The sequence below is a fragment of the Leminorella grimontii genome, from assembly GCF_039789245.1.
Classification (GTDB): domain Bacteria; phylum Pseudomonadota; class Gammaproteobacteria; order Enterobacterales; family Enterobacteriaceae; genus Leminorella; species Leminorella grimontii.
This window is the reverse complement of the sequence record NZ_CP146357.1, coordinates 3534644-3559735: the sequence shown is the minus strand read 5'-3', so window position 1 is coordinate 3559735 and position 25092 is coordinate 3534644. Positions and strand designations below refer to the sequence as shown.

The following is a 25092-nucleotide window of genomic DNA, read 5'->3' as shown; positions in this document are numbered from 1 at the left end:
AGGCTCTAATCAGAGTAAGGCTCGTTTAGCGGATAGTGCCAAGGGTGTCCGTAAGTGGAAATTAATTGCTTCTCTAGCTCTTGCTCAATTCCCTTAACGCCGAGTTGTGCGCGCTGAATTAGGAATTTTTCATATAAATCAGGCAATGATCGAATAGCGCTATCGTTGTCGCCATAGGCGTGAAGCAGGATTTTTGCCCAACTCCAGGCTGCAGAGCGAATAAGGAAATGCAATTCTATCCAACGGACCCAGCCGCCTAAGGGGTATTGGGATTTGGTATTAAATGCATAGCTGTATCCGACAAGTAGGATACGAATATCTTCAATAGTTTCTTCCATTACGTAGTTAGTAGGGGAAGTGGCAAGATCTTTTAAAAATAGGTGAAAGTGCCTGTCGGCAGAGTCTGGAATCTGCGGCAGCCCGTGGGGAATAACTGCATCTAAAGAGTGCTGTTCCAGATATACCTGATAAAGCGCAGGCAGCGCGCGGATTGCGTCTTCGTGGCTACCATAGTAGCGTAGCAGCGCATCAGCCCAGCGGGTAGATGTTGGAGTAACTGCAAGGTAGCCGTAACTCCAGTCGCGCCAGGCGTGTAAAACGGCCCTTTGTGTGTGGATCAGAAAAGCGGTTTCAAAGCCCTCAAGCAGCGTGATAATTGCATGAATGGTGGTTGGATAAGCAAACATTCCAGGATGTTTGGCGATAAAGTCCAACTTTTCCTGAAAGGATTGCGGAGTTCGGATGTCGGTGGATGAATATTGATGTTTAGACATGGTGGCCAATCATCTCTTTTTGGGGCGCAGAGTTGCATATATCGCCATTATTTTGGCAGAGAAACGCATCATTGTCTTTTTATAGCATAGAGTGAAATTAACTTAACAGTTTGTATAATTCTTTATTGTTTGTGTTTGTTCCTCGGTGTATAACCGTAGCCGACAGTAATTATTTCCTCTTATCGGACCATGGGAGAACGACGGATGAAGAATGCAGCCCCCCGCTACGTCGACGAGCGTAACGGCCTTTCCTACGACATTAATGAACTCCGCTGGTGCTCGGAGAAGCGAGCGCCGCTGATGATAACGCCGCTGCCGGGCATTACGCGCGACGATATTGATACCCGCGAGCGCTCCATCTGGCGCTATCGCGCCGCGCTGCCGGTGGAAATCGCCCGCCCGATTTCGCTTGGAGAAGGCTGTACTCCGCTGGTGGCCAAGCGCTGGGGCGGCGTCGACGTGATGTTCAAGCTGGAGTGGTTTAACCCGACCAGCAGCTTTAAAGACCGCGGCGCGTCGGTGATGGTTTCTTTCTTAAAGCAGCTTGGCGTTGAATCGCTGATTGAAGACAGCTCCGGCAACGGCGGCGCGGCGATTGCCGCCTCCTGCGCGGCGGCGGGCATCAAGGCGCGCATTCTGGCTCCGGACTCGACTTCCCCGGCCAAGCTGCTGCAAAGCCGCTCTTTTGGCGCCGAAGTACAGGGCGTACCGGGCAGCCGTCAGGATACCGAAAACGAGGCCCTGCGCCAGTCGGAAACCACCTTCTACGCGAGCCACAACTGGCATCCCTTCTTTTTACAGGGCACCAAGTCTCTAGCCTACGAGCTGTGGGAAGAGCTGGGCTTTAAGGCGCCCGATAACGTGATTATCCCCACCGGCGCCGGCAGCAACGTGCTGGGCTGCGATATCGGCTTTTGCGAACTGCGGGCTGCCGGTCAAATCAAAAAGCTGCCTAAGCTTCTGATAGCCCAGCCGGCCAACTGCGCGCCGATCCACGCGACCTTTCAAGCTAACAGCGACACGTTGGTAGAAACAGTGTATGACAAGACCATCGCCGAAGGCACCGCGATCAGAAGCCCTGTCCGTTTGCAAGAAGTGCTGGCGGCCATTCGCCGTTCCGGTGGCGATACGGTGGCGCTGACCGAGTCCGACATCGTGGCAGCGGTAAGAAAGCTGACGGGGATGGGGCTGTACGCCGAACCGACCAGCGCTCAGGCCGCAGCGGCGGTTGACGCCTTCGTTGCGCGCGGCGTTATCAAGCCGGGGGAAACCACGGTGGTTATCCTGACGGGGACCGGCCTTAAGGCGGGCAACCTGATGGGCGATATTTTTTCTGCATAATGGGTAAAGGCGGTTTTTGCATTCGTAGAAAATGGAAGAGAGCTCCGCGCCAATAGGTGAGTGTAGAGCACTGTTGCAGGAACTTAAGCCACAGAGATAGAAAAGCAGGTAATTAAATGAAGATAGAAGATGAGCGGGGCGGAGCGGTGAGCTGCATAAACAGCCCTGAGCTTTCCACGCCGGGCGGCCACTATTCGCACGCCTGCGTGCACGGCAATACGGTATATCTGTCTGGGCAGCTGCCGGTGGATCCAGAGGGAAACGTTTTAGCCGACAGGCCGTTTGCCGAGCAGGCGAATCAGGTGTTATTCAATATTGACGCCACGCTGCGCGCGGCGGGAAGCGGCCGAGACAGGCTGATTCAGGTGCGCATTTTTATTACCGACATGGCGCAGTGGCCGGAGTTTAACCGGATTTACGCCGAGTGGATTGGTGGGCATCGCCCGGCGCGCATCGTGGCCGGGGTTAGCGAGCTGCACTTCGGCTCGGCGTTGGAAGTTGAGGCGGTGGCCGGTATTTAGGCAGGGCCTTGACGCCGTTTACGGGAAACTTCATGGAATAAGGCATAAAGGCGCATACAGTCCTTGAAGTTCCCCCGTGATAAACGTACAATTGCGCGTCAATTTTTCAGCCGTCACACTAAACACGTTCCTTGCTTCCATGGGCCACGGCTGACCCTGACAGGAGGCTGAATAATCCGTAAGGAGCTATTGATGCGTCATTACGAAATCGTCTTTATGGTCCATCCTGACCAGAGCGAACAAGTTCCGGGTATGATCGAACGTTACACCGGTGCAATCAAAGCAGCAGGCGGCGAAATTCACCGCTTGGAAGACTGGGGCCGCCGTCAACTGGCTTACCCAATCAACAAGCTGCACAAAGCCCACTACGTTCTGCTGAACGTTGAAGCACCGCAGGAAACGATCGATGAACTGGAAACCAACTTCCGTTTCAACGATGCCGTTATCCGCAGCATGGTTATGCGCACCAAGCATGCCGTGACTGAAGCATCTCCAATGGTTAAGGCTAAAGAAGATCGTCGCGATCGCCGCGAAGACTACGCTGAAGAAACCACTGATGATGACTCAGACGATGCTGGGGATTCTGAAGAGTAATAGCTCGTGTTGACTGTTAACCAGCTAGCGCTGTCTGGCACCGTGTGCAAGGCGCCGCTGCGTAAGGTTAGTCCTTCCGGCGTACCCCACTGCCAGTTCGTGTTAGAACATCGTTCTGGGCAGCAGGAAGCCGGATTTGCAAGGCAGGCGTGGTGTAGAATGCCCGTCGTCGTCAGCGGACAGCAGTCACAAGCCTTAACTCACAGTATAACGGTCGGCAGTCGCCTGAAAGTAACCGGTTTTATCAGCACCCATCAGGGGCGTAACGGTCTTAATAAACTGGTGTTACATGCCGAGCAGATTGAATTGATAGATTCTGGAGAGTAGCCATATGGCACGTTATTTCCGTCGTCGCAAGTTCTGCCGTTTTACCGCGGAAGGCGTTCAAGAGATCGACTATAAAGATATCGCAACGCTGAAAAACTATATCACCGAGAGCGGGAAAATTGTCCCGAGCCGTATCACCGGTACTCGTGCAAAATACCAGCGCCAGCTGGCTCGCGCTATCAAGCGCGCGCGTTACCTGTCTTTGTTACCGTACACTGATCGCCATCAGTAACGGTTTCGGTCCAAGAACTTAAAGAGGATACGGTAATGCAAGTTATTCTGCTTGATAAAGTAGCTAACCTGGGTAGCCTGGGTGATCAAGTTAACGTAAAAGCGGGCTATGCCCGTAACTATCTGGTACCGCAGGGTAAAGCGGTTCCGGCAACCAAGAAAAACGTTGAGTTCTTCGAAGCGCGTCGCGCAGAGCTGGAAGCCAAACTGGCTGACGTTCTGGCCGCCGCTGAAGCTCGCGCCGCCAAGATCGTTGAGCTGGGCAGCGTCACCGTCGCTTCTAAAGCAGGCGATGAAGGCAAGCTGTTTGGTTCTATCGGTACTCGCGATATCGCTGATGCGGTAACCGCAGCCGGCGTTGAAGTGGCCAAGAGCGAAGTGCGTCTGCCTAACGGCGTTATCCGTACGCTGGGCGATCACGACGTTGATTTCCAACTGCACGGCGAAGTGTTTGCTAAGCTGAACGTAGTTGTGGTTGCAGAAGACTAATTATTAGTTTTCTAACCCGTTAAAAACGCCGGCATTCGCCGGCGTTTTTGTTTTTATACGGTTGCAATTTTTTTCGTTGCCTGCCGATAATGTCGGCGACTTTTGTCGTTCGCTGAGGGAAAGAAAATGGCCGATATTCGACTGGTGCGGGTCTATGACGCGCCGCAAAATCCCGATAAAAACAGTTTTCTGACCGACCGCCTGTGGCCCAGAGGCATCAGTAAAGAGCGCTTGAAGGGCGTCGTCTGGCTAAAAGAAGCGGCGCCCAGCACCGAGCTGCGCAAACGCTTCCACGCCGATCCGACCCAGTGGCAGGCGTTTTGCCGGGACTACGTGGATGAGCTGAACCGTCAGGACGCCTGGGCGCCGCTGCTCGCGCTGTTAAAGCAGGGGGAAACCGTGACGCTGATGTTTGGCAGTCGGGACCTTGAACACAATCAGGGCGTGGTGCTGCGCGATTTTTTGTTGAACAGGCTCAAGGCCTAGCGTTTCTTAGTGAACGCGTAAAAAGTGGCCGTTGCTTTGGCGCGTAAACAGCGCCGACTGGGTTGGCGTAAGTTCAACCTCCAGTCCGGTGACCTGATTGCCTTCTGCGACGCGAATGCGCACCTTCTGGCCAATCCTCAGCGCGTTAACCGGCTTTCCCGGTCCCTCTACCTGCGCCAACAGGTATGCGTCGTTAACGACTAAATGGTTATCTCTGAACACCTGGGCCAGCGTGTGGCCGCGCTGGATAGTGAACTCTTTCCAGACTTCTTCGGTAGGCGGCGTTTCAGGCTGCGCCGGCGCTTGCGCCGTTTCAACAGTAGGCTCGGCGGGTGCGGCTATAGCTTCCTGAGGCTGTGAGGGGGCCTGTGGAGAGGGAGCGCCTGATTCGACCAACGGTGGCGGTGTGACGTTTTCCTGAGGCGCGGACGCACCCGTCGACGACGGAGAGGAAACGTCCGGCGTTAGGGGGGCAGAGGTTTGTTCTTGTGCCGAAGAGGGCGGCGCGCCGGGCGATTTGTCTTCCGCTGGCCAAAGAAACGCGACGAGCATAAGCAGCGCGGCAAGAAGTACGCCCTTACGGTGCGCGCTGGGCAGCGGAGACATCCAGTGAAAGCGATCGGGCAGGTTCCATAGCGCCAAGAGCGCGGCTTTGCAGGAATTACCGCCCAGAGGCCGCCGCTGTCTGCCGTTATTTGCCTGCATAACTCCTCCTCATCGCTCGCGCCACGCGTATCCGTTTACGTTGAAACGACAATAGGCCACTCATCAATAATATGATTTTACCCATATTTCTATCAAATATCCTGTGAATAATTGGAGCGATAACCGTTTTTACTTTAAGACGCGCTGGTTTTTATCTGCAATTTTTTCCACACTGCGACTAAAATATCTTTCACCACACATTTAACTCCCCATTAGGACTCAATGACAAAAACCGCGCAGGATCCGGCGCTAACGCCGACGCTTATCGTCATCATGTCGATTGCCACCGGGCTGGTGGTCGCCAGTAATTATTATGCTCAGCCGCTGCTAGAGACTATCGCCAGCGCGTTTGACCTGTCCGTCAGCCGGGCAGGATTTATCGTCACGGCGGCACAGTTGGGCTATGCGGTTGGGCTGATGTTTATCGTGCCGCTGGGAGATATGTTTGAACGGCGGGGGATGATTGTCGGCATGACGCTTTTGGCCGCGGCCGGTATGCTTATCACCGCGATGTCCGATACGGTTGCCGGCATCATTGTGGGAACGGCGCTGACCGGGCTGTTTTCCGTTGTAGCTCAGATGCTGGTGCCTTTTGCCGCGACGCTGGCGGAACCGGCGAAGCGGGGAAAGGCGGTCGGCATTATTATGAGCGGCCTGCTGCTCGGCATTTTGCTGGCGCGAACCGTTGCCGGCGCGCTGGCGTCGCTGGGCGGCTGGCGAACGGTATACTGGCTGGCTTCCTCGCTAACCATTTTGATGGCGCTGATTCTGTGGCGCGCGCTGCCGTACTATAAGCAGCCCGTAGGCCTAAACTATCCTCAGCTATTAGGCTCTATTCTGGTGTTGTTTAGCCGCAACGTGACGCTGCGAACCCGAGCCCTGCTCGGCGCGCTCTCATTTGCCAATTTCAGCATTCTCTGGACGTCGATGGCGTTTTTGCTGGCTTCCCCTCCCTATGGGTATTCCGAAGCCGCTATCGGTCTGTTTGGTTTGGTCGGTGCGGCGGGCGCTTTGGCGGCCAGCGGCGCGGGCCAGCTGGCGGATAAGGGAAAAGGGGCGCGAACGACAACCCAGGGGTTGGTTCTGCTCTTATTGGCCTGGCTGCCCATCGTTTGGGGAGAATACTCGCTGGGTGCGCTGTTGGTCGGCGTTATCGCGCTGGACTTTGCCGTTCAGGGCGTGCACGTCACCAATCAGTCAATGATTTACCGAATGATGCCGGAAGCCAGAAGCCGCCTGACGGCGGGCTATATGACCAGCTACTTTATCGGCGGCGCGCTGGGCTCGCTGATTTCCGCGGTGGCCTATCAATATGGGCAATGGCGCTACGTGTGCGCTTCGGGCGCCGTGCTTAGCGTCTTGGCGCTTATTGTATGGCTGACGAGCAAAGGCCGACTTGAACGGGAAGCATTGGCGTATCGCGATACGGCCGGTTAATCCGCAGAGCGCTTTTTTCTACCGAATCTCCTGTGATATGCTGCGAAACCTTTAACAGATAAAACAAACACGCTAAGGAAAAACCATGACGAAGCCCTCTTTTGACAGCATTGAAGCGCAGGCCAGTTACGGTATCGGCTTACAGGTGGGTCAGCAGCTGCTGGAGTCCGGTCTGGAAGGGCTGGTGCCGGAAGCGCTGGTTGCCGGATTGACCGACGCCCTGCAGGGTAATCAGCCCTCCGTACCGGTCGACGTTGTGCATCGCGCGCTGCGCGAAATTCACGAACGCGCAGACAGTGCTCGCCGCGAACAGCAGGAAAAAATGGCGGGAGAGGGCGTGCGCTACCTGGAAGAGAATGCCAAGCGCAGCGAAGTGACCTCGACGGAGTCCGGCCTGCAGTTTGAAGTTCTGCATCAGGGTGAAGGCGCCATTCCGTCTCGTCAGGATCGCGTGCGGGTTCACTACACAGGCCAACTGATCGACGGCACGGTTTTCGATAGCTCAGTGAAGCGCGGTGAGCCGGCGGAATTCCCCGTCAGCGGCGTGATCGCGGGCTGGATTGAGGCGCTGACGCTGATGCCGGTAGGCTCAAAATGGCGTTTGACCATCCCTCACCATCTGGCCTACGGCGAGCGCGGCGCGGGCGCGTCGATTCCGCCGTTCAGCACGCTGGTGTTTGACGTTGAGCTGCTGGATATCCTGTAATTGCGTTGATAACGTTTTGATAAATAAAAATGCCGCTCTAATGAGCGGCATTTTTGTGCCCGGCGCGCCGGCGCTACTTGGCCATCAGCGCCTGCAGGCTGCCGATAAACAGATCTACTGCCGTTTTTAGCTGCTTCTCATCGAAGTCGAATTCCGCCTGATGGTGGCCCGCTTTCAGATCGGCGCCGACGATAAAGTAAATCGACTTGCCGCCGTTGCGCTGAACGCGTTTGGCAATGGTGGTGGCGTCTTCGCTGCCGCCGAACGAGCGCTGCTGAACGGCGGTCAGCTCGGGGTTGCGTTTGACGATGTCGGTCAGCAGCTCGACCAATTCTTTATCGTTAGTCAGATCGACGCCTTCGCCCATGATCTCACTTTCAAGCCGCAGGTTGAAGCTGTGCGCGGCGCCTTCGGCGATGCGGTGCATCTGCTGCGCCATAAAGGTATTAATTTCTTCGTTCTCTCCGCGCACTTCGGCCTGCAGTTCGCCGTAAGAAGGGATAACGTTGCGGCCTTCGCCCGCCCTAATGACGCCAACGTTAACGCGCGACATGCCCTTACCGTGACGGGAGATGCCGAGCATTTGGGTTGCCGCGTGGCAGGCGCCCGCCAGCGCGTTGATACCCACGTGCGGCTCTGCGCCGGCGTGGGCCGGTGCGCCGTAGAAGCGGAAGTCGACCTTGGTGGTGCAAAGGAAGTTGTTGGGGTTTACGACGATTTCGCCGGACTTGGCGATAAAGCCTAAGTGCATACCGAGGAAATAGTTGGCGTCGTCAACGATGCCACTCTCCGCGACCGGACGGCCGCCGCGCATTCCCTCTTCCGCCGGCTGAAATATTATCTTCACTTTGCCGGTAAGCCGACTTCCATTTTCGACCAGCCATTTGGCGATGCCAAGCCCGATGGACGCGTGTCCGTCGTGGCCGCAGGCGTGCATCATTCCGGGGTTTTTAGACGCAAAGCCGTCGCGGTTTGGTATATGTTCATCCCCTGCGGTTTCCTGCACGTAGACGCAGTCGATGTCAAAGCGTAGCGCCACCGTTGGCCCAGGCTTTCCGCTGTCGAAAATGGCGACGCAGCCGGTGAGCCCGTCCATTTCCGCCAGAAGCGCATCGTCGACGCCGTTGGCCTTTGCCCGCGCAAGCCCGGATTCAACCAGCGCTGGCGTACGTCCATAAATGAAGTCTCGGTTAATAATTTTCGGCCCGGCAAGCACCTCCAGCCCCATCGCGCGCAGCGTCGTTATCAGGCGCGCGGTGGTTGTGAATTCGGACCAGCCGAACTCCGGGCAGCGGTGAAATTCGCGCCGCCAGTCGATCAGCTGTGTTAAATCAACGTTTGACATAGTGAGTTTCCTTATCTGTTAGTAAATCTGCTATTCAGCGCGCTGTAGGTCAGGCTTACAGCAGGATCAGCGCGATAAAAATGAGTGAGACGATGACGCCCGGCGCGGTGCGCTTGACGAGCTCAATCGGGTTAACCATCGCAACGCCGGCGCATACGATGGCGACGCCGGAAACGGGCGACATCGAGCGCCCCATTGCGCCTCCCATGGTTGCGGCCATGCCCAGATCGGGGATGGTGTAGCCGAACTCCATGGCGTGGCGGGTGACGGTGTCGTTAAAGGCGAGCGACGCGGCGTCGCCGGAGCCGGTCAATACGCCCATCAGGAACGGGCCGAGGGTGCCGCCCCAACGGGCCATCTCCGGATGGTGGGTCAGGAAGTAGATAAAGCTCTCAATAAGGCCGGAAGCGTTCAGGCCGGCTGCAAATACGGACGCTGCGATAATGATGCCCAGCACGTCGCCGTAGGCGCCGCCCATGCCTTTGAAGAACTCTTTCGTCATGGTGGTAGGGCTTCGGCGCGTAATGACAAGGGCGTAGATAACGCCAATCAGCATCGCCGCCGGAACGGTCATCTTCACGCTGCCAAACCAGGTGGTGGTGCTGGAAATCATCAGAAGAATAAGCGGAACGAACGGCGCGGTTGCATAAACGAAGTTGGTGCGGACTTCTTCTTTTTTCTCCCCTTGTTCAACGGAGGCTGAGCCCTCAACGGGCTGAACGCGGAACTCTTTTCGTACCAGCGCGACAACAGAAAGAGACACGGCCCCGATGGCGCCAAGCGCGATACTGTAAGGCGCATGATATTTAATCAGGTCCATAACCTCCATTTTGGTATAGCCTTCGCTGCCCGCCATGATTTCGTTATACAGATTGGCGACAAAGGCGTTATGGGACAGGCCTGGGCTTAGCAGGGAGCCGATGGTGCCGGTTAAAATCGCCGCGCCCGCGATGGCCGGGTGTACGCGCGAGCCGATAAGCAGCGGAATAAGCGTAGCGCCAACCGCTGCCGCACAGCCTGCCGCAGAGGGAATGGCGATGTTGATAAAGTAGGTTATGGCAACGGCGGCGGGTATGAGGAAAAACCCCAGTCGGCTCATCATGCCGGTCAGCGCCTTAACCAGATGCATGTCACAGGTGGTGTACTTCATCACGTAGGCGAAGCCCATGCTGGCGCAAATCGCCTGAATCAGGCTGGCGGAGGTCATGCTTTTGGCAAACGCGTCAAAACCGGCCATTGGATTAAGCGCAACGATGCACATGATTAGGCCTGAGCCTACCAACACCATGCGCGTTTCATACTGTTTTATCAGCAAATAGACGGTAATCACGACAACCGCCAGAGCAATGATTTCTGTAATCATAGAGTTCTCACTGTGTAAGCATTCATGCAGTAAGCGGTTATTGACCGGCTACCCGAGAGCCCGTTTGAGCCGGAAGGCCGCCGGTAGATCCGCCTCGCCCTGAATAAAATTTAAAAAGAGCCTGGCGGTGTTATATGCCTGAGTGGTTATACAAACAATAAAAATATATACAGTTTGTTAAGTTGATCACCTTATGGCCTCTTTGGCTGTTTTTTGGGCGTACACATCCCGAAGAGCGGCGATATGGGACGGTGATGCTGGCTATTGTGGAAAAAAACGCTACCCTGAAAGGCAATGAGTTATGACTGAGAGGGCATAGGTATGCCGCATTTATCTCCAACGCTGGAAGCTATCTGTTCGCTGTCGCGACGGGCGGGCGAGGCGATTATGGCCGTTTATCAGGGCGATAGGCCTACCGACCTGGTCGTAAAATCCGACAGTTCGCCGGTTACTGCGGCCGATTTGGCGGCTCACGGCATTATTATGGCGGGGCTGTCTTTGCTGACGCCGAATATTCCCGTGCTGTCGGAAGAGTCGCCCCAGTCGTGGGAAATCAGAAAAAATTGGAGCAGTTACTGGCTGGTCGATCCGCTGGACGGAACGAAAGAATTCCTTGCCCATAACGATGAGTTCACCGTCAATATCGCTCTGATAGAAGGAGGCGAGCCGGTTATGGGCGTCGTTTATGCTCCCGCGCTGGACGTCCTCTACGCGGCGGAGGGGCAACGCGCCTGGAAGGAAGAAGGGGGGCTGCGCCAAGGGATTCGGCCGCAGGCAGGTACTCCGCCGATGGTGGTGTGCAGCCGTTCACATCGGGACACGAAGCTGACGGCCTTTTTAGAACGGCTGGGCGACTATGAAACGACGGCGGTAGGATCGTCTCTGAAATTTTGCCTGGTTGCCGAAGGCAGCGCGCAGCTTTATCCTCGCTTTGGGCCGACGAACGTATGGGATACCGCGGCGGGCCATGCGGTTGTGCGAGCCGTGGGCCTTCAGGTGAATAATTGGCAGGATATTCCGCTTAGTTATGCGCCGGCGGAGTCTTTCCTCAATCCCGGTTTTTACGTTTCGTCTAACGAAGATCTTCCTTGGAAGGCTTAGTCATAAATAGCTCTGACATCACATTTTCTAGGCGTTTATTCGATTATTATAGGCATGTATCCTATAGTTATATTGATTCGACGCCTTTTTTACGTTTATACGCTGAGTGTAAATAAGATTAAAGAGGCTAGGCGTATTACAGGGAGTAGTGTTTACTAGAAGAATAGCGGGCGCCACGCTAAATGGTTATTTATGTGGCCGAGCTATAAGCGTTGGTCTTGTAATAACGATGGAGGACATGAAATGAAAATCTTCCCTAGCTACAATCCACAGCGGATTGCGCTATATGTGAAGACGCTCTTCCGTGGCAGATTCTACATCAAAGGCATTGGTGCATTTGAGTTTGACATGGGGAAAATTCTGCTTCCAAAAGTGTGTGACAAAATTCATTTTAACGTGATGTCTGAGGTTAACCGGGAAGTTCTGGAGCTGCGCGCCGAATTCGCCTGATTTTCCCGACTGCGGATAATGAATACCGCGTGACTTAGATCTGATAGGCCATCGAAAGATGGCCTTTTTGCGTATTTAATCCACGGAATTACTGCTTAAGGTCTTCCGCTTCTTCTGCGCTCTTGGCGTTCTCTTGCGAGGGCGAGCTATCAATACGTGTGACTAACAGCTGATCAATCTTGTAGCTGTCGATGTCCACCACTTCAAACTTATAGCCGGCAAATTTCACTGAATCCGTACGCTTAGGGATCTTTCTTAGCATGTACATCATAAAGCCGCCGATGGTTTCGTAGTTCTCGGACTGCGGAAAATCGTCAATCGACAGCGCGCGCATAACGTCTTCAATCGGCGTCACGCCTTCAACCAGCCAAGAGTTCTCATCGCGCGCCACGATCTGTTCTTCTTGGCCAGGCCCCATAAGATCGCCCATCAGCGTCGTCATCACGTCTTTGAGCGTGATAATACCGACGACCAGCGCATATTCGTTGAGGATCACCGCGAAGTCTTCACCGGCGCTGCGAAAGCTTTCCAGCGCTTCTGACAGCGTCAGCGTATCAGGAATAATCAGCGGCGAGTGGATCTGCACGCCGCCCTTCAGGGCTAGATTTTCGTTCTTTAATACGCGGATTAAGAGATCTTTTGAGTCAACGTAACCCACTACGTGGTCGATAGAATCGCTACAAACTAAAAACTTGGAATGAGGATAGTTGGCGATTTTGTCTTTGATATTATCTTCCTGCTCGTCGAGCTGAAAGAAGATGACCTGTTCGCGCGGCGTCATGACGGAGGGCACGTTGCGCGATTCCAGTTCAAAAACGTTTTCAATCAGCTCGTGTTCCTGCTTGCGCAGGGCGCCGGTTAGTGCGCCGGCTTCGAAAACGGCATAGACGTCGTCTGAGGTAATGCTGTCGTTGCGTACCAGCGGCAGTTTGAACAGGCGGAAGATCAACGTCGCCATGCCGTTAAACAGCCAAACCAGCGGCCGGAACAGGACAATACACAAGCGCATTGGATTGATAATCCGAACGGCGACCGCCTCCGGAGATGTCATGCCAATGCGTTTCGGCGTCAGGTCGGCAAACAGGATGAACAGCGAAGTAACGATGGAAAACGAGATAATAAAGCCAATCTGCTCCGCCAGCTCCGGTTGCATAAAGCGGCTGAAAAATGCCGACAGATAGGGAGAAAACACGGCATCGCCGACGATACCGCCGAGAATGGCGACGGCGTTAACGCCGATTTGAACGATAGTGAAAAAAACGCCGGGCGTTTCCTGAAGCTCCAGCACGCGCTGGGCGTTAACGTTGCCTTCGTCCGCCATCATTTTCAGCTTTATCTTTCTTGACGCGGCGAGGGCAATCTCCGAGACCGAGAAAAACGCACTGATGGCGATCAGCAAAACGATCAGTAATAAACTGTTTAACATAAAATTATCCGCAATTATGCTGGAAATGGGATCTAATGTTGAATGCTCCAAAGGAGCCAAAGGGCGGCGGGCCTGCGGGAATAACGCTTCCTTAGCCGCATTGATATATGATTATAACAGCTGGCTAACGCTTATCATATTTCTTTAAATTGCCCCATTAGGGAAGTGGGGTGACAGGCAGTATTCCGCCATTGCGGGCAATGGCGGACGCAGCCTAAGGCGCGGGTGGAAGGCAAACGCCGATGCCGCCGAGATTACAGTAGCCGTTGGGATTTTTGTCCAGATACTGCTGGTGATCTTCTTCTGCAAAATAAAAGGGCTTAGCCATGACGATTTCCGTCGTGACAGATCGAAGATCTCCTTCCTTGCGCATCGCTGAGATAAACGCGGCCCTGCTGGCCCTTGCCTGCTCCAACTGCTCCTGCGTAACGGCATAGATCGCCGAGCGATACTGTGTGCCGATATCGTTGCCCTGACGCATCCCTTGGGCGGGGTCGTGATTCTCCCAAAACAGCTGTAGAAGCCGGGAATAGGGCAGCACTTTGGGATCGAAGACGACCTTAACGACTTCGGCATGGCCCGTCTTGCCGCTGCACACTTCCCGATAGTTAGGGTTAGGCGTAACGCCGCCGCTGTAGCCCGCGGCCGTGCTGTAAACGCCGGGCTGCTGCCAAAACAGGCGCTCAACACCCCAAAAGCACCCCATCGCAAAGATGGCGACGTCCGTACCGTCCGGAGCGTCTTTCATCGGCGTATGCAGCACTCTGTGTTTCGCGCTGATGGGCATCGGCTGTGAACGACCCTCCAGTGGGTTTTCCGGCTGTGTAAATGCGTCGGAATTTACCGTTGTCATAAAAAACTCCCAATGTTTTTGTCAAGATAGGGTTAAGCGTGTTGTATCTACCGACATCTTTGTCGACAATATATGACAAAGCCTTAACAGAACGTCACAGTTTGACCCTTATTGCCTACTGGTTAATTATTGTAGTCGACCTAACGGATTATTTTAGGAGTTCGCGTGCCACGATCCCGATACAGATTCTTATTCCTGCTGCTATCACCCTTGATTTTAACGTTATCAAGCAAGGCGGCTGAGGTTGGTCTGGCGGTGGAGGGGCTGAGCGGAGAGCTGAAGGAAAACGTAGAGGCGCTGCTGTCGGCTATCCCTGAGAGCGAAATGTCGGACAGCCCGCGCTTTACTCGTCAGGTAGAAGAGGCGATAAAAAAAGGGCTGCGGGCCAAGGGCTATTACCAGCCGGAAATTCAGTTTGACGTGCGCCAGCCGACGTTGGGAACCAAGCCGGTGCTGACGGCGACGGTAACCCCCGGCGAACCGGTGCGTATTGAAGAAACCCACGTCGACATTACCGGCCAGGCGCTAAAGGATGAGGCCTATATCGAACTGCTAAAAACCGGCGTACCGGCTAAAGGCACCATTCTCGATCACGGCGCTTACGATAGTTTTAAGGGCTCGTTGACCGGTTTAGCCATTCGGCGAGGCTACTTTGACGCCAGCATCGAACACAGCCAGCTCGGCGTAGCACAGGATTTACATCAGGCCTTTTGGGACATCGACTTTGACAGCGGCGAGCGCTATCGCTTTGGTAAAGTGGCGTTTACCGGTTCGCAAATTCGCGATGAGTACCTGCAAAACCTGATCCCGTTTAAAGAAGGGGAGTATTATACCTCCGCCCAGCTGTCGGAACTGAACCGCCGCCTGTCTTCAACGAACTGGTTTAACAGCGTGGTGGTTTCGCCGGACTTTGAACACGTCTACGGCGATAAGCTGCTGCCGCTGGAAGGCGTGCTGACGCCGCGCAGCCAAAACACCATTGAACTGGGGGGCGGCTATTCGACCGATATCGGTCCCAGAGTGAAGGCCACTTGGAAGAAGCCGTGGATTAACGATAAGGGGCATAGCCTTGAATCCAGCGTTAACCTTTCCGCGCCGGAACAAAGCCTCGATTTCTCCTACAAAATCCCCCTGCTGAAAAGCCCACTTGAGCAGTATTATCTGCTGCAGGCCGGCTATAAGCACGAGGACCAAAACGACACCAAGTCCAGCTCTGGTACGTTAAACGTGGCGCGCTATTGGGATCTTTCCAGCGGCTGGCAGCGTTCCGTCAACATGCGCTGGAGCTTGGATAACTTTACCCAAGGAGGCGTTACCAACACCACTATGCTGTTGTATCCAGGCGTCAGCATGAACCGTACTCGGCAACGCGGCGGCCTGATGCCCTCTTGGGGAGACAGCCAGCGCTACTCCGTTGACGTGTCGGACACCGCTTGGGGATCTGACGTTAACTTTGTCGTCGCGCAGGCGCAAAACGTCTGGATCCGCTCTCTGGGCGAGAACGACAGCCACCGCTTTATCGCTCGCGGCAACCTCGGTTGGATTGAAACCGGCGACTTTACCAAAGTTCCTCCCTCTCTGCGCTTCTTCGCCGGCGGCGACCGCAGCATTCGCGGCTATAAGTACAAGTCTATTTCGCCTGAAGACAGCGACGGCAAGCTGACCGGCGCCTCAAAGCTTGCTACCGGCTCTTTGGAATATCAGTACAACGTGACCGGCAACTGGTGGGCGGCCGCGTTCGCTGACGGCGGCGACGCGGTCAACAAGCTCGACGACTACGAATTTAAGAAAGGGGCCGGCGTTGGCGTGCGCTGGGCTTCACCGATAGGTCCCATCAAGTTTGATATCGCTGCGCCGATCGGCGATAAGGACGAGCACGGCATGCAGTTTTACATCGGATTAGGGCCAGAGCTATGAACGTAAAAAAATGGATAAAGCGAACGCTGATTGGCCTACTGCTGCTTGTTATTCTGCTGGTGGCCGCATTGGCCTTCCTGCTGGGTACGCAAACGGGCCTACAGTTTACGCTAGGGCAGCTGCCTAAAGTGGTGCCCGGCCTGTCTATCGGCGACGTTAAGGGTGGGCTTCGCGACCTGACGCTGTCAAACGTTGGCTATGAAATGCCGGGCGTGGCCGTCGGCGTCAATACGTTCCATCTCTCTATCAACTTCGGCTGTATTACCGACGGGCGCATTTGCGTTAACGCAGTCACGGCCGACGGCGCAAACGTAAAAATTGATACCGCCAGCATTCCTGCATCGGAAACGCCGGAAGCTGATACCAATTCCGGCGGGCCAATAACGGACATTCAGACGCCGTATCCAATTGAACTTAGCCTGCTTAGGCTGACCAACGTCAACGTCGCCGTTGACGATATGACCATCGCGCTGGGCGAGTTTCGCACCGAGGCGAGCTGGCAAAATCGCCAAATCAATATTCGACCGACCAACGTGCGCCGGCTGACGGTTAATCTGCCGCCTGCGCGGCAAGAGGCGCCGGCGCCGCCGACTCAGCCTGTTCAGACAACCGGCGAAGCGCTGAAGGCGCTGTTTAGCCAGCCTCTGCTGGCGTCGCTGCCGGAAGTGATCCTGCCGATGGACTTCACGCTGGCGAGCCTGACGGGCGAAGACCTGCGCTTGACCGGTGGCGCGCCGTTGCAAATCGACCGCCTTGAGCTTAGCGCGGAGACCAAAGAGGCACACGTCCAGATCCTCTCGCTAAAGGTTAACGCGCCCGAAGGTATTATTGCCTTAACCGGCGACGCGACCATGAGCGAACGCTGGCCGGTGAACCTGACGCTAAACGCGACGGTTAATGAACCGACTCTTCGGGGGGAAAAGCTCAAGCTGCTGTTGGGCGGCGAGGTGACGGGACAGCTAACGGTAGACCTTAACGCTTCAGGGCCGATTGGCGCGACGCTCACGGCACAAACCTCGCTGTCGACGGCCGGTCTACCGGTGGCGCTAACCCTTGAGAGCCCGCGCGTGCAGTGGCCTTTGAGCGGCAAAGGCGACTATCGGGTTAACAATACGCGTCTGCGCCTGACGGGATCGGCCTTGGACTACGCGCTCTCACTGCGTGCTTCGGTGGAAGGGACCGATATTCCTCCCGCCGACCTTCTGCTCGACGGTAAGGGAAATGAGGGGGCGTTTACGCTTTCCCGCCTGCGCCTGAGCGCGCTGCAGGGGAAGGCGGAGGTGAACGGCGTTGTTGACTGGAGCAACGCGGTAAGCTGGCGCGCGCAGCTCAACGTTGACGGCATCAATACGGCGAAGCAGTGGCCTGAGTGGCCGGCAACGCTCAACGGTAAAGTTTCTACCAAGGGCAGCCTCTACGGCGGAAGTTGGCAGCTGGACGTGCCTGAGATCGATTTAAACGGCCTGGTGAAGCAAAATCGCCTAAGCGTCCAAGGGGCGCTGAAGGGCAACGATTCGGGCCAGTGGACTATCCCCGGTTTCACGCTGTCGCTTGGTCCTAACAGCGTGAAGGCGAAAGGCTCTCTGGCCAAGGATTGGAACCTTGATGCCGATATCAACGCGCCGAAGCTGACCGGCATGCTGCCGGGGCTGAGCGGTACGGCCAAGGGCAGCCTGCGCCTTAGGGGAAATGCAAAAGCCCCTCAGCTGCTGGCGGATCTGACGGCAAACGGCCTGGGCTGGCAGGATATGCAGGTTGGCAACGTTGCGCTTAACGGCGACGTCACTTCAGCTTCCCAGATTAAGGGAACGCTTTCGCTGAAGGTGAAGGAGCTAAGGCAGGGGGATATGCACATCTCCCAGCTGGCGCTGGACGCGGACGGCAACGAGAGCCGGCACCAGCTGCGCCTGGATATTAGCGGTGAACCCGTTTCCGGCGGGCTGGCGCTGAGCGGCAGCTTCGATCGCGCTTCCGAAAGTTGGAAAGGTACGCTAAGCAATACGCGATTTAATACGCCGGTAGGAGAGTGGCGCCCGTCTCAGGACGTTGCTTTGGGCTACCGCAACCTTCAGCAAACGGTCTCCGTCGGTAGCCACTGTTGGCGGAACCCTAACGCCGAAGTCTGTATTCCCAAAACGATTGAAGCTGGCCCCAGCGGCAAAGCCAGCATTGTGCTTAATCGGTTCGATTTGGCCATGTTGGCGCCGATGCTTGGGGGAGAAACCAAGGCTAAGGGCGTCTTTACCGGCAATGCTGACGTAAGCTGGAGCGCCGGCGGCGGTATGCCGCAGGCAACGGTCGCGCTTCGCGGCAACGGCGTGACGGTGAATCAGATGGTGTCCGGGCGCTGGATGCCGATAGCGCTCGACACGCTGACGCTTGACGCGCAGGCCAGAGGCAACCGGGCCGAGCTTAGCTGGCTGATGAAAATAGCCAATAACGGCAGCCTGAGCGGGAAGGTGCAGGTGAGCGATCCGCAGGGCAGCCGCGGGCTGTCGGGCCAGATAAAAATTGACGGCGTTTCGTTGGATCTGCTTAAACCGGTTCTGGGTAAAAAAGAGCGGGCGGAAGGCGCGCTTAACGCCGATCTGAAGATTGCCGGGACGGCGCAAAGCCCCCGCATTCTGGGGCAGCTGGCGCTGGAAAGGCTTAGGCTTAATACCCAGTGGGCGCCGCTGGTCGTGACGGAGGGGCGGCTGGCGATGAACTTTAGCGGCACCCGCTCGGACCTGAACGGCGCTATCCAGACGGAAAAAGGTTCGCTGACGCTGGGGGGCAACGCAGACTGGCGTAATCCGGACGCCTGGCGCGCGGCGATTACCGCCAAGGGCGACAGGATCCGTATTGCTATGCCGCCGACAGTGGCGCTGGACGTTTCTCCGGATATCGTTTTTGAGGCTTCTCCCAATCTTCTGACGCTGAACGGTTCGGTAAGCATTCCGTGGGCGCGGATCGTGGTAGAGGAAGTTCCCGCCAGCGCCACCGGCGTTTCTTCAGACGAAGTCATGCTGGATCGCTCGCTTAAGCCCATCGAGCCTAAAACGGCGTCGATTCCCATCAGCAGCAACCTGACTATCAACATCGGAAACAACGTGTCTATCAACGCCTTCGGGCTGAAGGCGCGCCTGCAGGGGGACCTGAAGGTCGTGCAGGATAAGAAGGGGCTGGGGCTTAACGGGCAGGTTAATATTCCCAGCGGTCAGTTTCACGCCTACGGGCAGGATCTTATCGTACGCAAGGGCGTGATTCAGTTTGCCGGGCCGCCGGATCAGCCGTCGCTGAATCTGGAAGCGATTCGAAATCCGGATTCGACGGAAAATGACGTCACCGCCGGCGTCAGGGTTACCGGCCTTGCGACTGAACCCAAGGTGGAGATCTTCTCCGATCCTGCAATGTCCCAGCAGGAAGCGCTTTCCTACCTTCTGCGCGGGCAGGGGCTGGACAGCAGCGGTGGTGACAGTGATATGATGACCTCAATGCTTATCGGGATGGGCGTCGCCAAGAGCGGTAAACTGGTTGGTCAAATCGGTGAGGCCTTTGGCGTTAAGAACCTGTCTTTGGATACGCAGGGCGTAGGCGACAGCTCTTCCGTCGTGGTCAGTGGCTACATCATGCCGGGGTTACAGGTGAAGTACGGCGTAGGTATTTTTGATTCGCTGGCGACGCTGACGCTGCGCTATAGACTGATGCCGCGGCTCTATCTGGAGGCGGTATCCGGTATCGATCAGGCGCTGGACGTGCTCTATCAGTTTGAGTTTTGATTATGCGAATCATTGTTTATGGAAGTTTAAGGAAAGGGCAGGGCAATAGCCACTGGATGACCAACGCCCAGTGGCTGGGAGATTATCGCATTGCGGGCTACGAGCTGTACGATTTGGGGCATTACCCTGCCGTCATCAAGGGCTCTGGTGAAATCGACTGTGAAGTCTACCGCATTGATTCCGCCATCTTGGCGGAGCTTGACGATCTCAAGCACGATACTCGCGACTACAGGCGCGAGCTGGTTCAGACGCCCTACGGCAGCGCGTGGATGTACCTTTACCTGCATTCGGTAGAGGGACTAAAGCGCATTGACAGCGGCGACTGGGTAAACCGTAAAAACGATGGGAAATAGCCGACCTATTCAACGTAAGGGGGCTGATGACGACGGCTATACGTTGTGTATCCCCCTCTCTTCAATAGAGCGAATTTATGGACCGGGCAATTTTGATGCTTCCGAAGAGGACATCGCTCAGGCCGTGTGGGACAGCGGAGGAAGCCGCGGCGGTGTTAACTATGAGATGGATATCGACAGCTCTCATGAAAACCCCTGGTTTCACTCGCTGTTGCTGACGGTTAAAGGGCTTTCTCCTGATGAATTTGGTGCTCTGAGGGAGCGAATGGTTGGCCTGAAGCTTTTGGAAGAGGCCGGCCAGCCGATGGCGCCAGAAGGCGATAAAAGAGGCCGTAAAAAGCGTTGATAGGCTACGGCATTTTTCCTTAATGCAAAAAGAACCCCCGCGAATTTTCGCGGGGGTTTTGCGTTTATAAGCCTGCTGAACGCGGATTACTTCTTCTGAGCGCGCTCGTAGGAAGCGATGATTTCAGCTTTCGCCGCAGCGGCGTTATCCCAGCCTTCGACCTTAACCCACTTGCCTTTTTCCAGATCTTTGTAGTGTTCAAAGAAGTGGGCGATTTGAGCGCGCAGCAGCTCAGGCAGGTCGTTTACGTCCTTGATGTGATCGTAATCTTTGGACAGCTTGCTGTGCGGCACGGCGACCAGCTTGGCGTCTTCGCCCGCTTCGTCGGTCATTTTCAGCACGCCAACCGGGCGGCAGCGAATAACGACGCCAGGCTGTAACGGATACGGGGTCGGGACCAGCACGTCAACCGGATCTCCGTCTAAAGAGAGGGTGTGGTTGATGTAGCCGTAGTTACAAGGGTAGAACATGGCGGTCGACATAAAGCGGTCAACGAAAACGGCGCCGCTTTCTTTATCCACTTCGTACTTGATCGGGTCGGCATTGGCCGGAATTTCAATGACTACATAAATGTCTTCTGGCAGATCTTTTCCTGCCGGAACGGAATTAAGGCCCATCAGCTCTTTCCTTTTGTTCAATAGCGTAAGTGTGAAAAGTGCCCTCATTATAGCCGAGTCTAAACGGGAATCCGCAATTTTTTGCAGGCAAAGGGCGGTCGACGAGGGCTTTTTAGCCTAATACAGATTGCGTTAGTCGTTTCTAGGAAATGGCTCGGGTGTAAATCAGTAGCCCGGCGATAATAACGCCGCCGACGCCGGAAAGGGCGCAGAGTGAAATCAGGGCGATGACGCCTTTGTTGAACGAACCGTTCATTGCGATTCCCCTATCTCGTAGTGTGAATGTTTTTCATTATAAATGTTTTTAAATTGTAAACAATATCATCGCTAAGAGAATGCCTTAATCAGTAAAGATATGCCTGAAAGCAAAACGACGAGGTTAACTATCTTGAGAAAGCTCTCTCTAGACAGCGCAAGCGTGATGCGCCGCCCAATATAGACGCCGAGCAGCATGCCCGGCAGAAGGATGAGAACCAACAGCAGCAGCGAAAGGTCGGCATATACGCCCGCCAGCAGGAAAATGACGATGCGCGTTAGCGTGCTAAAGCCAATAAGCGTGCTTTGCGTAACGCGAATACTGTTGTTGTCCTTAAGCCTTCCCGACAGGTAAATCGCATAGATAAATCCGCCGCTGCCAAACAGCGCGCTGAAAATGCCGCCGATAAAGCCGAAGGGATAAACGGCGCGCGGCGTGAACTCGGCGTCGGGCTTAAAGCCGCTGAGAGAATACAGCGAGTAGGCGATAACAAACGCCGCCAGATAGACCAAAAGCCGCTGGGGATCGCTATAGAGCAGAACGGAAGCGCCGACCAGGCTGCCTAAGATCATTAGCGGAACAACGCGTTTAACCTCTGACATGACGGCGCTGCGGCGATCTCTCATCACGTTGGCTGCCGCCGCCGAACAGTCAAGCAGCGCCAGCATCGGAACGATTTTATCGACTGGAATGAAGAAGGCCAGCAGCGAACTGGCGATAAGCGCCGTGCCGAATCCGGTAATGCCGAAAATAACGTAGGTAATCGTTATTCCGACGGTCATTATCAGGACGTCCAACCACTGAAGGTGTTCCAGCATCGTGATCCCTTTCCGTCTATTTATTCGAAATATTTTAAGAAAGCGTAGGAGAGGTGCGTTGAAATGTAAACGCGAATGCGGGAAGAAAAAGAAATAAAAAAGAGGGCGATGTCGCCCTCTCGTGATGCTTTATCGATACGCTATCGACTATGGCTCATCGGGATAGTCGTGCATAAAGCGTTCGGCTTCTTTCACCATTGACTCCGTGCCGACGAACAGTGGCATCCGCTGGTGCAGCGTTTCCGGCTCAATGTCCAGAATGCGGCGGAAGCCGTCGCTGGCGCGACCGCCGGCCTGCTCGGCTAAAAACGCCATCGGGTTGCATTCATACAGCAGGCGAAGCTTGCCCTTCGGGTGCGACGCGGTGCTTGGATAAATATAGATGCCGCCCTTAAGCAGGTTACGGTGGAAGTCGGCGACCAGAGAACCGATATAGCGCGACGTATACGGGCGCTTAGTGGCTTCGTCCTGCTCTTGGCAATATTTGATGTACTTTTTCACGCCCTGAGGAAACTTGATGTAGTTGCCTTCGTTGATGGAGTACATGTTGCCCGTAGCCGGGAAGCGCACCTTCTCGTGGGACAGACAGAAAACGCCGATGGATGAGTCGTAGGTAAAAGCGTGAACGCCGACGCCGGTGGTATAAACCAACATGGTGGATGAACCGTACACCACGTAGCCCGCAGCGACCTGGCGATTGCCGGGCTGCAGGAAGTCAGCTTCGGTAATGGGCTGGCCGATTGGCGTGATGCGACGATAAATTGAGAAAATCGTACCAACAGAAACATTAACGTCAATGTTGGAAGAACCGTCCAGAGGGTCCATCAGCACAACGTACTTGGCGTTAGTGGCCCGTTCGCCTTCAAAGACGACGATGTTGTCTTCTTCTTCCGAGGCGATGCCGGCGACTTCTCCACGCGCCTTCAGGGCCGCTTTGAGCTTCTCGTTGGCGTACAGATCCAGCTTCATCTGAACTTCGCCCTGAACGTTGGAAACGCCGTTGGTGCCGAGAATATCAACCAGACCGGCCTTGTTGATGTCGCGGTGAATAATTTTTGCGCCGAGCTTAATGGCGGAGAGCAGTGAAGTCAGTTCGCCCGTCGCGTGGGGAAAGTCTTGTTGCTTTTCGACGATAAATTCGCCTAACGTTTTCATGAACGGTTCCTGAATCGAGCAAAGGGATGACGGCCGCAGTATGCCTACGCGCCGTCTCGCGATAAATTAGGCTGTGCTCTACGTCATCACACGCTTTTGGTACGGGGTTGACGCATATGGATAATTGAGGGACACAGCATGGAGATTTTAACCAAACGTTAAGAAAATTGATAGGCTATTCCCTTTGTTACGCCCGAACTTAGGCGTTAGAATGAGAGCTAACTCGATACATCAACCGTTGGAAATATAATGCATATTCATATTCTTGGTATTTGCGGGACGTTTATGGGCGGCATCGCCATGCTGGCCCGGTCTCTGGGACATCAGGTCACCGGTTCAGATGCCAACGTTTATCCGCCAATGAGCACGCTGCTGGAAAAGCAGGGCATCGACCTGATTCAAGGCTACGATCCCTCTCAGCTTACGCCGCGCCCTGACCTTGTCATCGTGGGTAACGCGATGGGAAGAGGCAACCCTTGCGTTGAAGCGGTGTTGGAAGAGGGGATACCTTACGCCTCCGGGCCGCAGTGGCTGCATGATAACGTCCTGCGCGAGCGCTGGGTTATCGCCATTGCCGGTACTCATGGGAAAACCACGACCTCGGGCATGGTGACCTGGATTTTGGAAAGCTGCGGCTACAATCCCGGCTTTGTCATCGGCGGCGTGCCGGGGAATTTTGACGTGTCGGCCCGTTTGGGAGACAGCCCCTTCTTCGTTATCGAGGCGGATGAATACGATACGGCGTTCTTTGATAAATGTGGGGGAGTGTTCAATATTGCATAGGGTGGAGTGGAGCCAGATAAGCCGCGCCGCCTTTAAAAATCAGGCTCTCGGCTCAGTTAGACAAAATCTTACTATTGCATAGGAATGGTTAAAACTGAGCTTTCTTGTGTTCTTTTTTGCATAAGAGTGAGCATGGATTAATTTTATTTAAGCTACGTTTAAACATTAGTTAACTATGCTTTAAAGAGTCCGACCATACCACACCACTTTACCAATGACGGCAAAGTCTGTCGGCGGCTTTTTCAACTCGATTGTAAAAGGCTTATACACAGGGCTGGTGCTTGATATCTCTAACTGAGCATTAGGCAAGCGCTGAACTTGTTTAACAAACAGGTGGCCATCGATTCGCAAGACATAGATTCCCTCTTTAGGGTCGGTATCTGCATGGTTAATTAGAATAACGTCTTTATCGTTTAAAACACCTTCCATTGAGTCGCCTTGAACAGATATCACTGAAAGCTGATCGGGGTCAGCCTGTAAATATCGCTCTATCCAATACCGTCGAAAAGCCATAGTAAATACGGGTTTCTCATCTTCATTCCACGCGCCATTGCCTGCTGCTGCGCTTATGTCATAGCGTGGAACAAATACATATTCTGATAAATCAGAGTCGCTCCCCTCAGCCACAGGATAAGTTTGGTTGCTTTCTTCCTCACCCGTAAGTAACCAATTGGCCTTAGCTCTAAGAGCTATCGCAAGTTTCATAATAGCGGATGCTGTTGGCTCTCTTTCTCCGTTCTCCCATGCTTGCAGTGTTGATAAGGCGACTCCTACCGTATCAGACACATGTTGCCTAGATAGCCCTAATGCCTCTCTTCTTATTCTAATTCTGGTACCAATTCCAGCCGTTAACTCGTTTTCAGGTTTATTGGTCATAACTAGTAAATTCCTTATCTATTTTCGGTTTGTTTCGCCTTGTATGTAACTACCTGAAAATA

25 protein-coding genes and 1 pseudogene are annotated in these 25092 nt (G+C 54.7%); 16 read left to right on the top strand and 10 right to left on the bottom strand.

What is annotated here, in order from left to right; genetic code table 11:
* Positions 1-5: 5 nt before the first annotated feature.
* Positions 6-773 carry a hypothetical protein gene (locus tag V8L73_RS16550; protein WP_347253496.1) on the bottom strand — a complete coding sequence of 256 codons (768 nt, stop codon included), beginning with the start codon at positions 771-773 and terminating at the stop codon, positions 6-8.
* Positions 774-977: 204 nt separating this feature from the next.
* Here V8L73_RS16550 and V8L73_RS16545 point away from each other — a divergent pair, with 204 nt between their 5' ends.
* The 7 genes from V8L73_RS16545 (at position 978) to V8L73_RS16515 (ending at position 4762) form a co-directional block, all read left to right on the top strand.
* Positions 978-2114, top strand: a complete 1137-nt coding sequence (locus V8L73_RS16545; protein ID WP_347253495.1) for a threonine synthase — start codon at positions 978-980, stop codon at positions 2112-2114.
* A 116-nt stretch (positions 2115-2230) separates the two neighbouring features.
* Positions 2231-2635 carry a RidA family protein gene (locus tag V8L73_RS16540; protein ID WP_347253494.1) on the top strand — a complete coding sequence of 135 codons (405 nt, stop codon included), beginning with the start codon at positions 2231-2233 and terminating at the stop codon, positions 2633-2635.
* 192 nt (positions 2636-2827) lie between these two features.
* The gene (rpsF, locus tag V8L73_RS16535; protein WP_027276097.1) at positions 2828-3229 is read left to right on the top strand and encodes a 30S ribosomal protein S6; all 402 of its coding nucleotides are present in this window, start codon (positions 2828-2830) and stop codon (positions 3227-3229) included.
* Positions 3230-3235: 6 nt separating this feature from the next.
* A complete protein-coding gene (gene priB, locus V8L73_RS16530) occupies positions 3236-3556 on the top strand; it encodes a primosomal replication protein N (RefSeq protein WP_261831940.1) in 321 nt (106 codons plus the stop codon).
* 4 nt (positions 3557-3560) lie between these two features.
* Positions 3561-3788, top strand: coding sequence for a 30S ribosomal protein S18 (rpsR, locus tag V8L73_RS16525; RefSeq protein ID WP_000135199.1), 228 nt, complete (start codon positions 3561-3563; stop codon positions 3786-3788).
* 35 nt (positions 3789-3823) lie between these two features.
* Positions 3824-4276, top strand: coding sequence for a 50S ribosomal protein L9 (gene rplI, locus V8L73_RS16520; protein WP_027276095.1), 453 nt, complete (start codon positions 3824-3826; stop codon positions 4274-4276).
* Between the two features lie 126 nt (positions 4277-4402).
* Complete coding sequence (locus V8L73_RS16515; RefSeq protein WP_027276094.1) at positions 4403-4762, top strand: DUF488 domain-containing protein; 360 nt, start codon at positions 4403-4405, stop codon at positions 4760-4762.
* 6 nt (positions 4763-4768) lie between these two features.
* On the opposite strand, the gene V8L73_RS16510 is transcribed toward V8L73_RS16515, so the two are convergent.
* Positions 4769-5467, bottom strand: a complete 699-nt coding sequence (locus V8L73_RS16510; protein WP_347253493.1) for a LysM-like peptidoglycan-binding domain-containing protein — start codon at positions 5465-5467, stop codon at positions 4769-4771.
* Between the two features lie 222 nt (positions 5468-5689).
* On the opposite strand from V8L73_RS16510, the gene V8L73_RS16505 reads away from it, so the two are divergent.
* Together V8L73_RS16505 and fklB are read left to right on the top strand one after the other, a co-directional pair.
* A complete protein-coding gene (locus tag V8L73_RS16505) occupies positions 5690-6904 on the top strand; it encodes an MFS transporter (protein WP_261831943.1) in 1215 nt (404 codons plus the stop codon).
* Between the two features lie 85 nt (positions 6905-6989).
* Entirely contained in the window at positions 6990-7610 is a 621-nt protein-coding gene (fklB, locus tag V8L73_RS16500) for an FKBP-type peptidyl-prolyl cis-trans isomerase (RefSeq protein ID WP_027276091.1), read from the top strand.
* A 73-nt stretch (positions 7611-7683) separates the two neighbouring features.
* Here the strand turns inward: fklB and V8L73_RS16495 are convergent, their stop codons facing one another.
* Positions 7684-8955, bottom strand: a complete 1272-nt coding sequence (locus tag V8L73_RS16495; RefSeq protein WP_261831944.1) for an amidohydrolase — start codon at positions 8953-8955, stop codon at positions 7684-7686.
* Positions 8956-9010: 55 nt separating this feature from the next.
* Entirely contained in the window at positions 9011-10318 is a 1308-nt protein-coding gene (gene dcuC, locus V8L73_RS16490) for a C4-dicarboxylate transporter DcuC (protein ID WP_261831945.1), read from the bottom strand.
* A gap of 321 nt (positions 10319-10639) precedes the next feature.
* On the opposite strand from dcuC, the gene cysQ reads away from it, so the two are divergent.
* The gene (cysQ, locus tag V8L73_RS16485) at positions 10640-11419 is read left to right on the top strand and encodes a 3'(2'),5'-bisphosphate nucleotidase CysQ (RefSeq protein ID WP_036024673.1); all 780 of its coding nucleotides are present in this window, start codon (positions 10640-10642) and stop codon (positions 11417-11419) included.
* 243 nt (positions 11420-11662) lie between these two features.
* Positions 11663-11869, top strand: coding sequence for a DUF1107 domain-containing protein (locus V8L73_RS16480; RefSeq protein ID WP_027276087.1), 207 nt, complete (start codon positions 11663-11665; stop codon positions 11867-11869).
* Positions 11870-11957: 88 nt separating this feature from the next.
* Here V8L73_RS16480 and V8L73_RS16475 read toward each other — a convergent pair whose 3' ends face one another.
* Both V8L73_RS16475 and msrA read right to left on the bottom strand, forming a co-directional pair.
* Positions 11958-13295 carry a hemolysin family protein gene (locus V8L73_RS16475; RefSeq protein ID WP_027276086.1) on the bottom strand — a complete coding sequence of 446 codons (1338 nt, stop codon included), beginning with the start codon at positions 13293-13295 and terminating at the stop codon, positions 11958-11960.
* A 214-nt stretch (positions 13296-13509) separates the two neighbouring features.
* Positions 13510-14148 (bottom strand): peptide-methionine (S)-S-oxide reductase MsrA, encoded by a 639-nt coding sequence (msrA, locus tag V8L73_RS16470; protein WP_347253492.1) that lies wholly within the window; start codon positions 14146-14148, stop codon positions 13510-13512.
* Positions 14149-14313: 165 nt separating this feature from the next.
* Between msrA and V8L73_RS16465 the strand changes: the two genes are divergently transcribed.
* From V8L73_RS16465 to V8L73_RS16450, 4 genes are read left to right on the top strand one after another with little or no spacing between them, the layout of a single operon-like run.
* Positions 14314-16065 (top strand): autotransporter assembly complex protein TamA, encoded by a 1752-nt coding sequence (locus V8L73_RS16465; RefSeq protein ID WP_422655595.1) that lies wholly within the window; start codon positions 14314-14316, stop codon positions 16063-16065.
* Entirely contained in the window at positions 16062-19826 is a 3765-nt protein-coding gene (locus tag V8L73_RS16460; RefSeq protein ID WP_347253491.1) for a translocation/assembly module TamB domain-containing protein, read from the top strand. Before V8L73_RS16465 ends, V8L73_RS16460 begins: the two co-directional genes overlap by 4 nt.
* Before the next feature lie 2 nt (positions 19827-19828).
* Entirely contained in the window at positions 19829-20179 is a 351-nt protein-coding gene (locus V8L73_RS16455) for a gamma-glutamylcyclotransferase family protein (RefSeq protein ID WP_027276082.1), read from the top strand.
* Positions 20169-20525, top strand: a complete 357-nt coding sequence (locus V8L73_RS16450; RefSeq protein WP_261831949.1) for a hypothetical protein — start codon at positions 20169-20171, stop codon at positions 20523-20525. The genes V8L73_RS16455 and V8L73_RS16450 overlap by 11 nt, the downstream gene beginning before the upstream one ends.
* An 86-nt stretch (positions 20526-20611) precedes the next feature.
* Here the strand turns inward: V8L73_RS16450 and ppa are convergent, their stop codons facing one another.
* From ppa to fbp, 3 genes are all read right to left on the bottom strand, one after another.
* Entirely contained in the window at positions 20612-21142 is a 531-nt protein-coding gene (ppa, locus tag V8L73_RS16445; RefSeq protein WP_027276080.1) for an inorganic diphosphatase, read from the bottom strand.
* 327 nt (positions 21143-21469) lie between these two features.
* Complete coding sequence (locus V8L73_RS16440) at positions 21470-22216, bottom strand: sulfite exporter TauE/SafE family protein (RefSeq protein WP_027276079.1); 747 nt, start codon at positions 22214-22216, stop codon at positions 21470-21472.
* A gap of 147 nt (positions 22217-22363) precedes the next feature.
* Positions 22364-23371 (bottom strand): class 1 fructose-bisphosphatase, encoded by a 1008-nt coding sequence (gene fbp / locus V8L73_RS16435; RefSeq protein WP_027276078.1) that lies wholly within the window; start codon positions 23369-23371, stop codon positions 22364-22366.
* A gap of 249 nt (positions 23372-23620) precedes the next feature.
* Here fbp and V8L73_RS16430 point away from each other — a divergent pair.
* Positions 23621-24127, top strand: a pseudogene (locus V8L73_RS16430) (Mur ligase domain-containing protein); the annotation flags it as partial.
* 207 nt (positions 24128-24334) lie between these two features.
* Here V8L73_RS16430 and V8L73_RS16425 read toward each other — a convergent pair.
* Positions 24335-25030, bottom strand: a complete 696-nt coding sequence (locus V8L73_RS16425) for a helix-turn-helix transcriptional regulator (RefSeq protein ID WP_347253490.1) — start codon at positions 25028-25030, stop codon at positions 24335-24337.
* Positions 25031-25092 lie beyond the last annotated feature (62 nt).

What these genes read in the sequence shown, in the direction of transcription:
- V8L73_RS16550 (WP_347253496.1), bottom strand. Translation starts at nt 773, where the DNA reads ATGTCTAAACATCAATATTCATCCACCGACATCCGAACTCCGCAATCC.
- V8L73_RS16545 (WP_347253495.1), top strand. Translation starts at nt 978, where the DNA reads ATGAAGAATGCAGCCCCCCGCTACGTCGACGAGCGTAACGGCCTTTCC.
- V8L73_RS16540 (WP_347253494.1), top strand. Translation starts at nt 2,231, where the DNA reads ATGAAGATAGAAGATGAGCGGGGCGGAGCGGTGAGCTGCATAAACAGC.
- rpsF (WP_027276097.1), top strand. Translation starts at nt 2,828, where the DNA reads ATGCGTCATTACGAAATCGTCTTTATGGTCCATCCTGACCAGAGCGAA.
- rpsR (WP_000135199.1), top strand. Translation starts at nt 3,561, where the DNA reads ATGGCACGTTATTTCCGTCGTCGCAAGTTCTGCCGTTTTACCGCGGAA.
- rplI (WP_027276095.1), top strand. Translation starts at nt 3,824, where the DNA reads ATGCAAGTTATTCTGCTTGATAAAGTAGCTAACCTGGGTAGCCTGGGT.
- V8L73_RS16515 (WP_027276094.1), top strand. Translation starts at nt 4,403, where the DNA reads ATGGCCGATATTCGACTGGTGCGGGTCTATGACGCGCCGCAAAATCCC.
- V8L73_RS16510 (WP_347253493.1), bottom strand. Translation starts at nt 5,467, where the DNA reads ATGCAGGCAAATAACGGCAGACAGCGGCGGCCTCTGGGCGGTAATTCC.
- V8L73_RS16505 (WP_261831943.1), top strand. Translation starts at nt 5,690, where the DNA reads ATGACAAAAACCGCGCAGGATCCGGCGCTAACGCCGACGCTTATCGTC.
- fklB (WP_027276091.1), top strand. Translation starts at nt 6,990, where the DNA reads ATGACGAAGCCCTCTTTTGACAGCATTGAAGCGCAGGCCAGTTACGGT.
- V8L73_RS16495 (WP_261831944.1), bottom strand. Translation starts at nt 8,955, where the DNA reads ATGTCAAACGTTGATTTAACACAGCTGATCGACTGGCGGCGCGAATTT.
- dcuC (WP_261831945.1), bottom strand. Translation starts at nt 10,318, where the DNA reads ATGATTACAGAAATCATTGCTCTGGCGGTTGTCGTGATTACCGTCTAT.
- cysQ (WP_036024673.1), top strand. Translation starts at nt 10,640, where the DNA reads ATGCCGCATTTATCTCCAACGCTGGAAGCTATCTGTTCGCTGTCGCGA.
- V8L73_RS16480 (WP_027276087.1), top strand. Translation starts at nt 11,663, where the DNA reads ATGAAAATCTTCCCTAGCTACAATCCACAGCGGATTGCGCTATATGTG.
- V8L73_RS16475 (WP_027276086.1), bottom strand. Translation starts at nt 13,295, where the DNA reads ATGTTAAACAGTTTATTACTGATCGTTTTGCTGATCGCCATCAGTGCG.
- msrA (WP_347253492.1), bottom strand. Translation starts at nt 14,148, where the DNA reads ATGACAACGGTAAATTCCGACGCATTTACACAGCCGGAAAACCCACTG.
- V8L73_RS16460 (WP_347253491.1), top strand. Translation starts at nt 16,062, where the DNA reads ATGAACGTAAAAAAATGGATAAAGCGAACGCTGATTGGCCTACTGCTG.
- V8L73_RS16455 (WP_027276082.1), top strand. Translation starts at nt 19,829, where the DNA reads ATGCGAATCATTGTTTATGGAAGTTTAAGGAAAGGGCAGGGCAATAGC.
- V8L73_RS16450 (WP_261831949.1), top strand. Translation starts at nt 20,169, where the DNA reads ATGGGAAATAGCCGACCTATTCAACGTAAGGGGGCTGATGACGACGGC.
- ppa (WP_027276080.1), bottom strand. Translation starts at nt 21,142, where the DNA reads ATGGGCCTTAATTCCGTTCCGGCAGGAAAAGATCTGCCAGAAGACATT.
- V8L73_RS16440 (WP_027276079.1), bottom strand. Translation starts at nt 22,216, where the DNA reads ATGCTGGAACACCTTCAGTGGTTGGACGTCCTGATAATGACCGTCGGA.
- fbp (WP_027276078.1), bottom strand. Translation starts at nt 23,371, where the DNA reads ATGAAAACGTTAGGCGAATTTATCGTCGAAAAGCAACAAGACTTTCCC.
- V8L73_RS16425 (WP_347253490.1), bottom strand. Translation starts at nt 25,030, where the DNA reads ATGACCAATAAACCTGAAAACGAGTTAACGGCTGGAATTGGTACCAGA.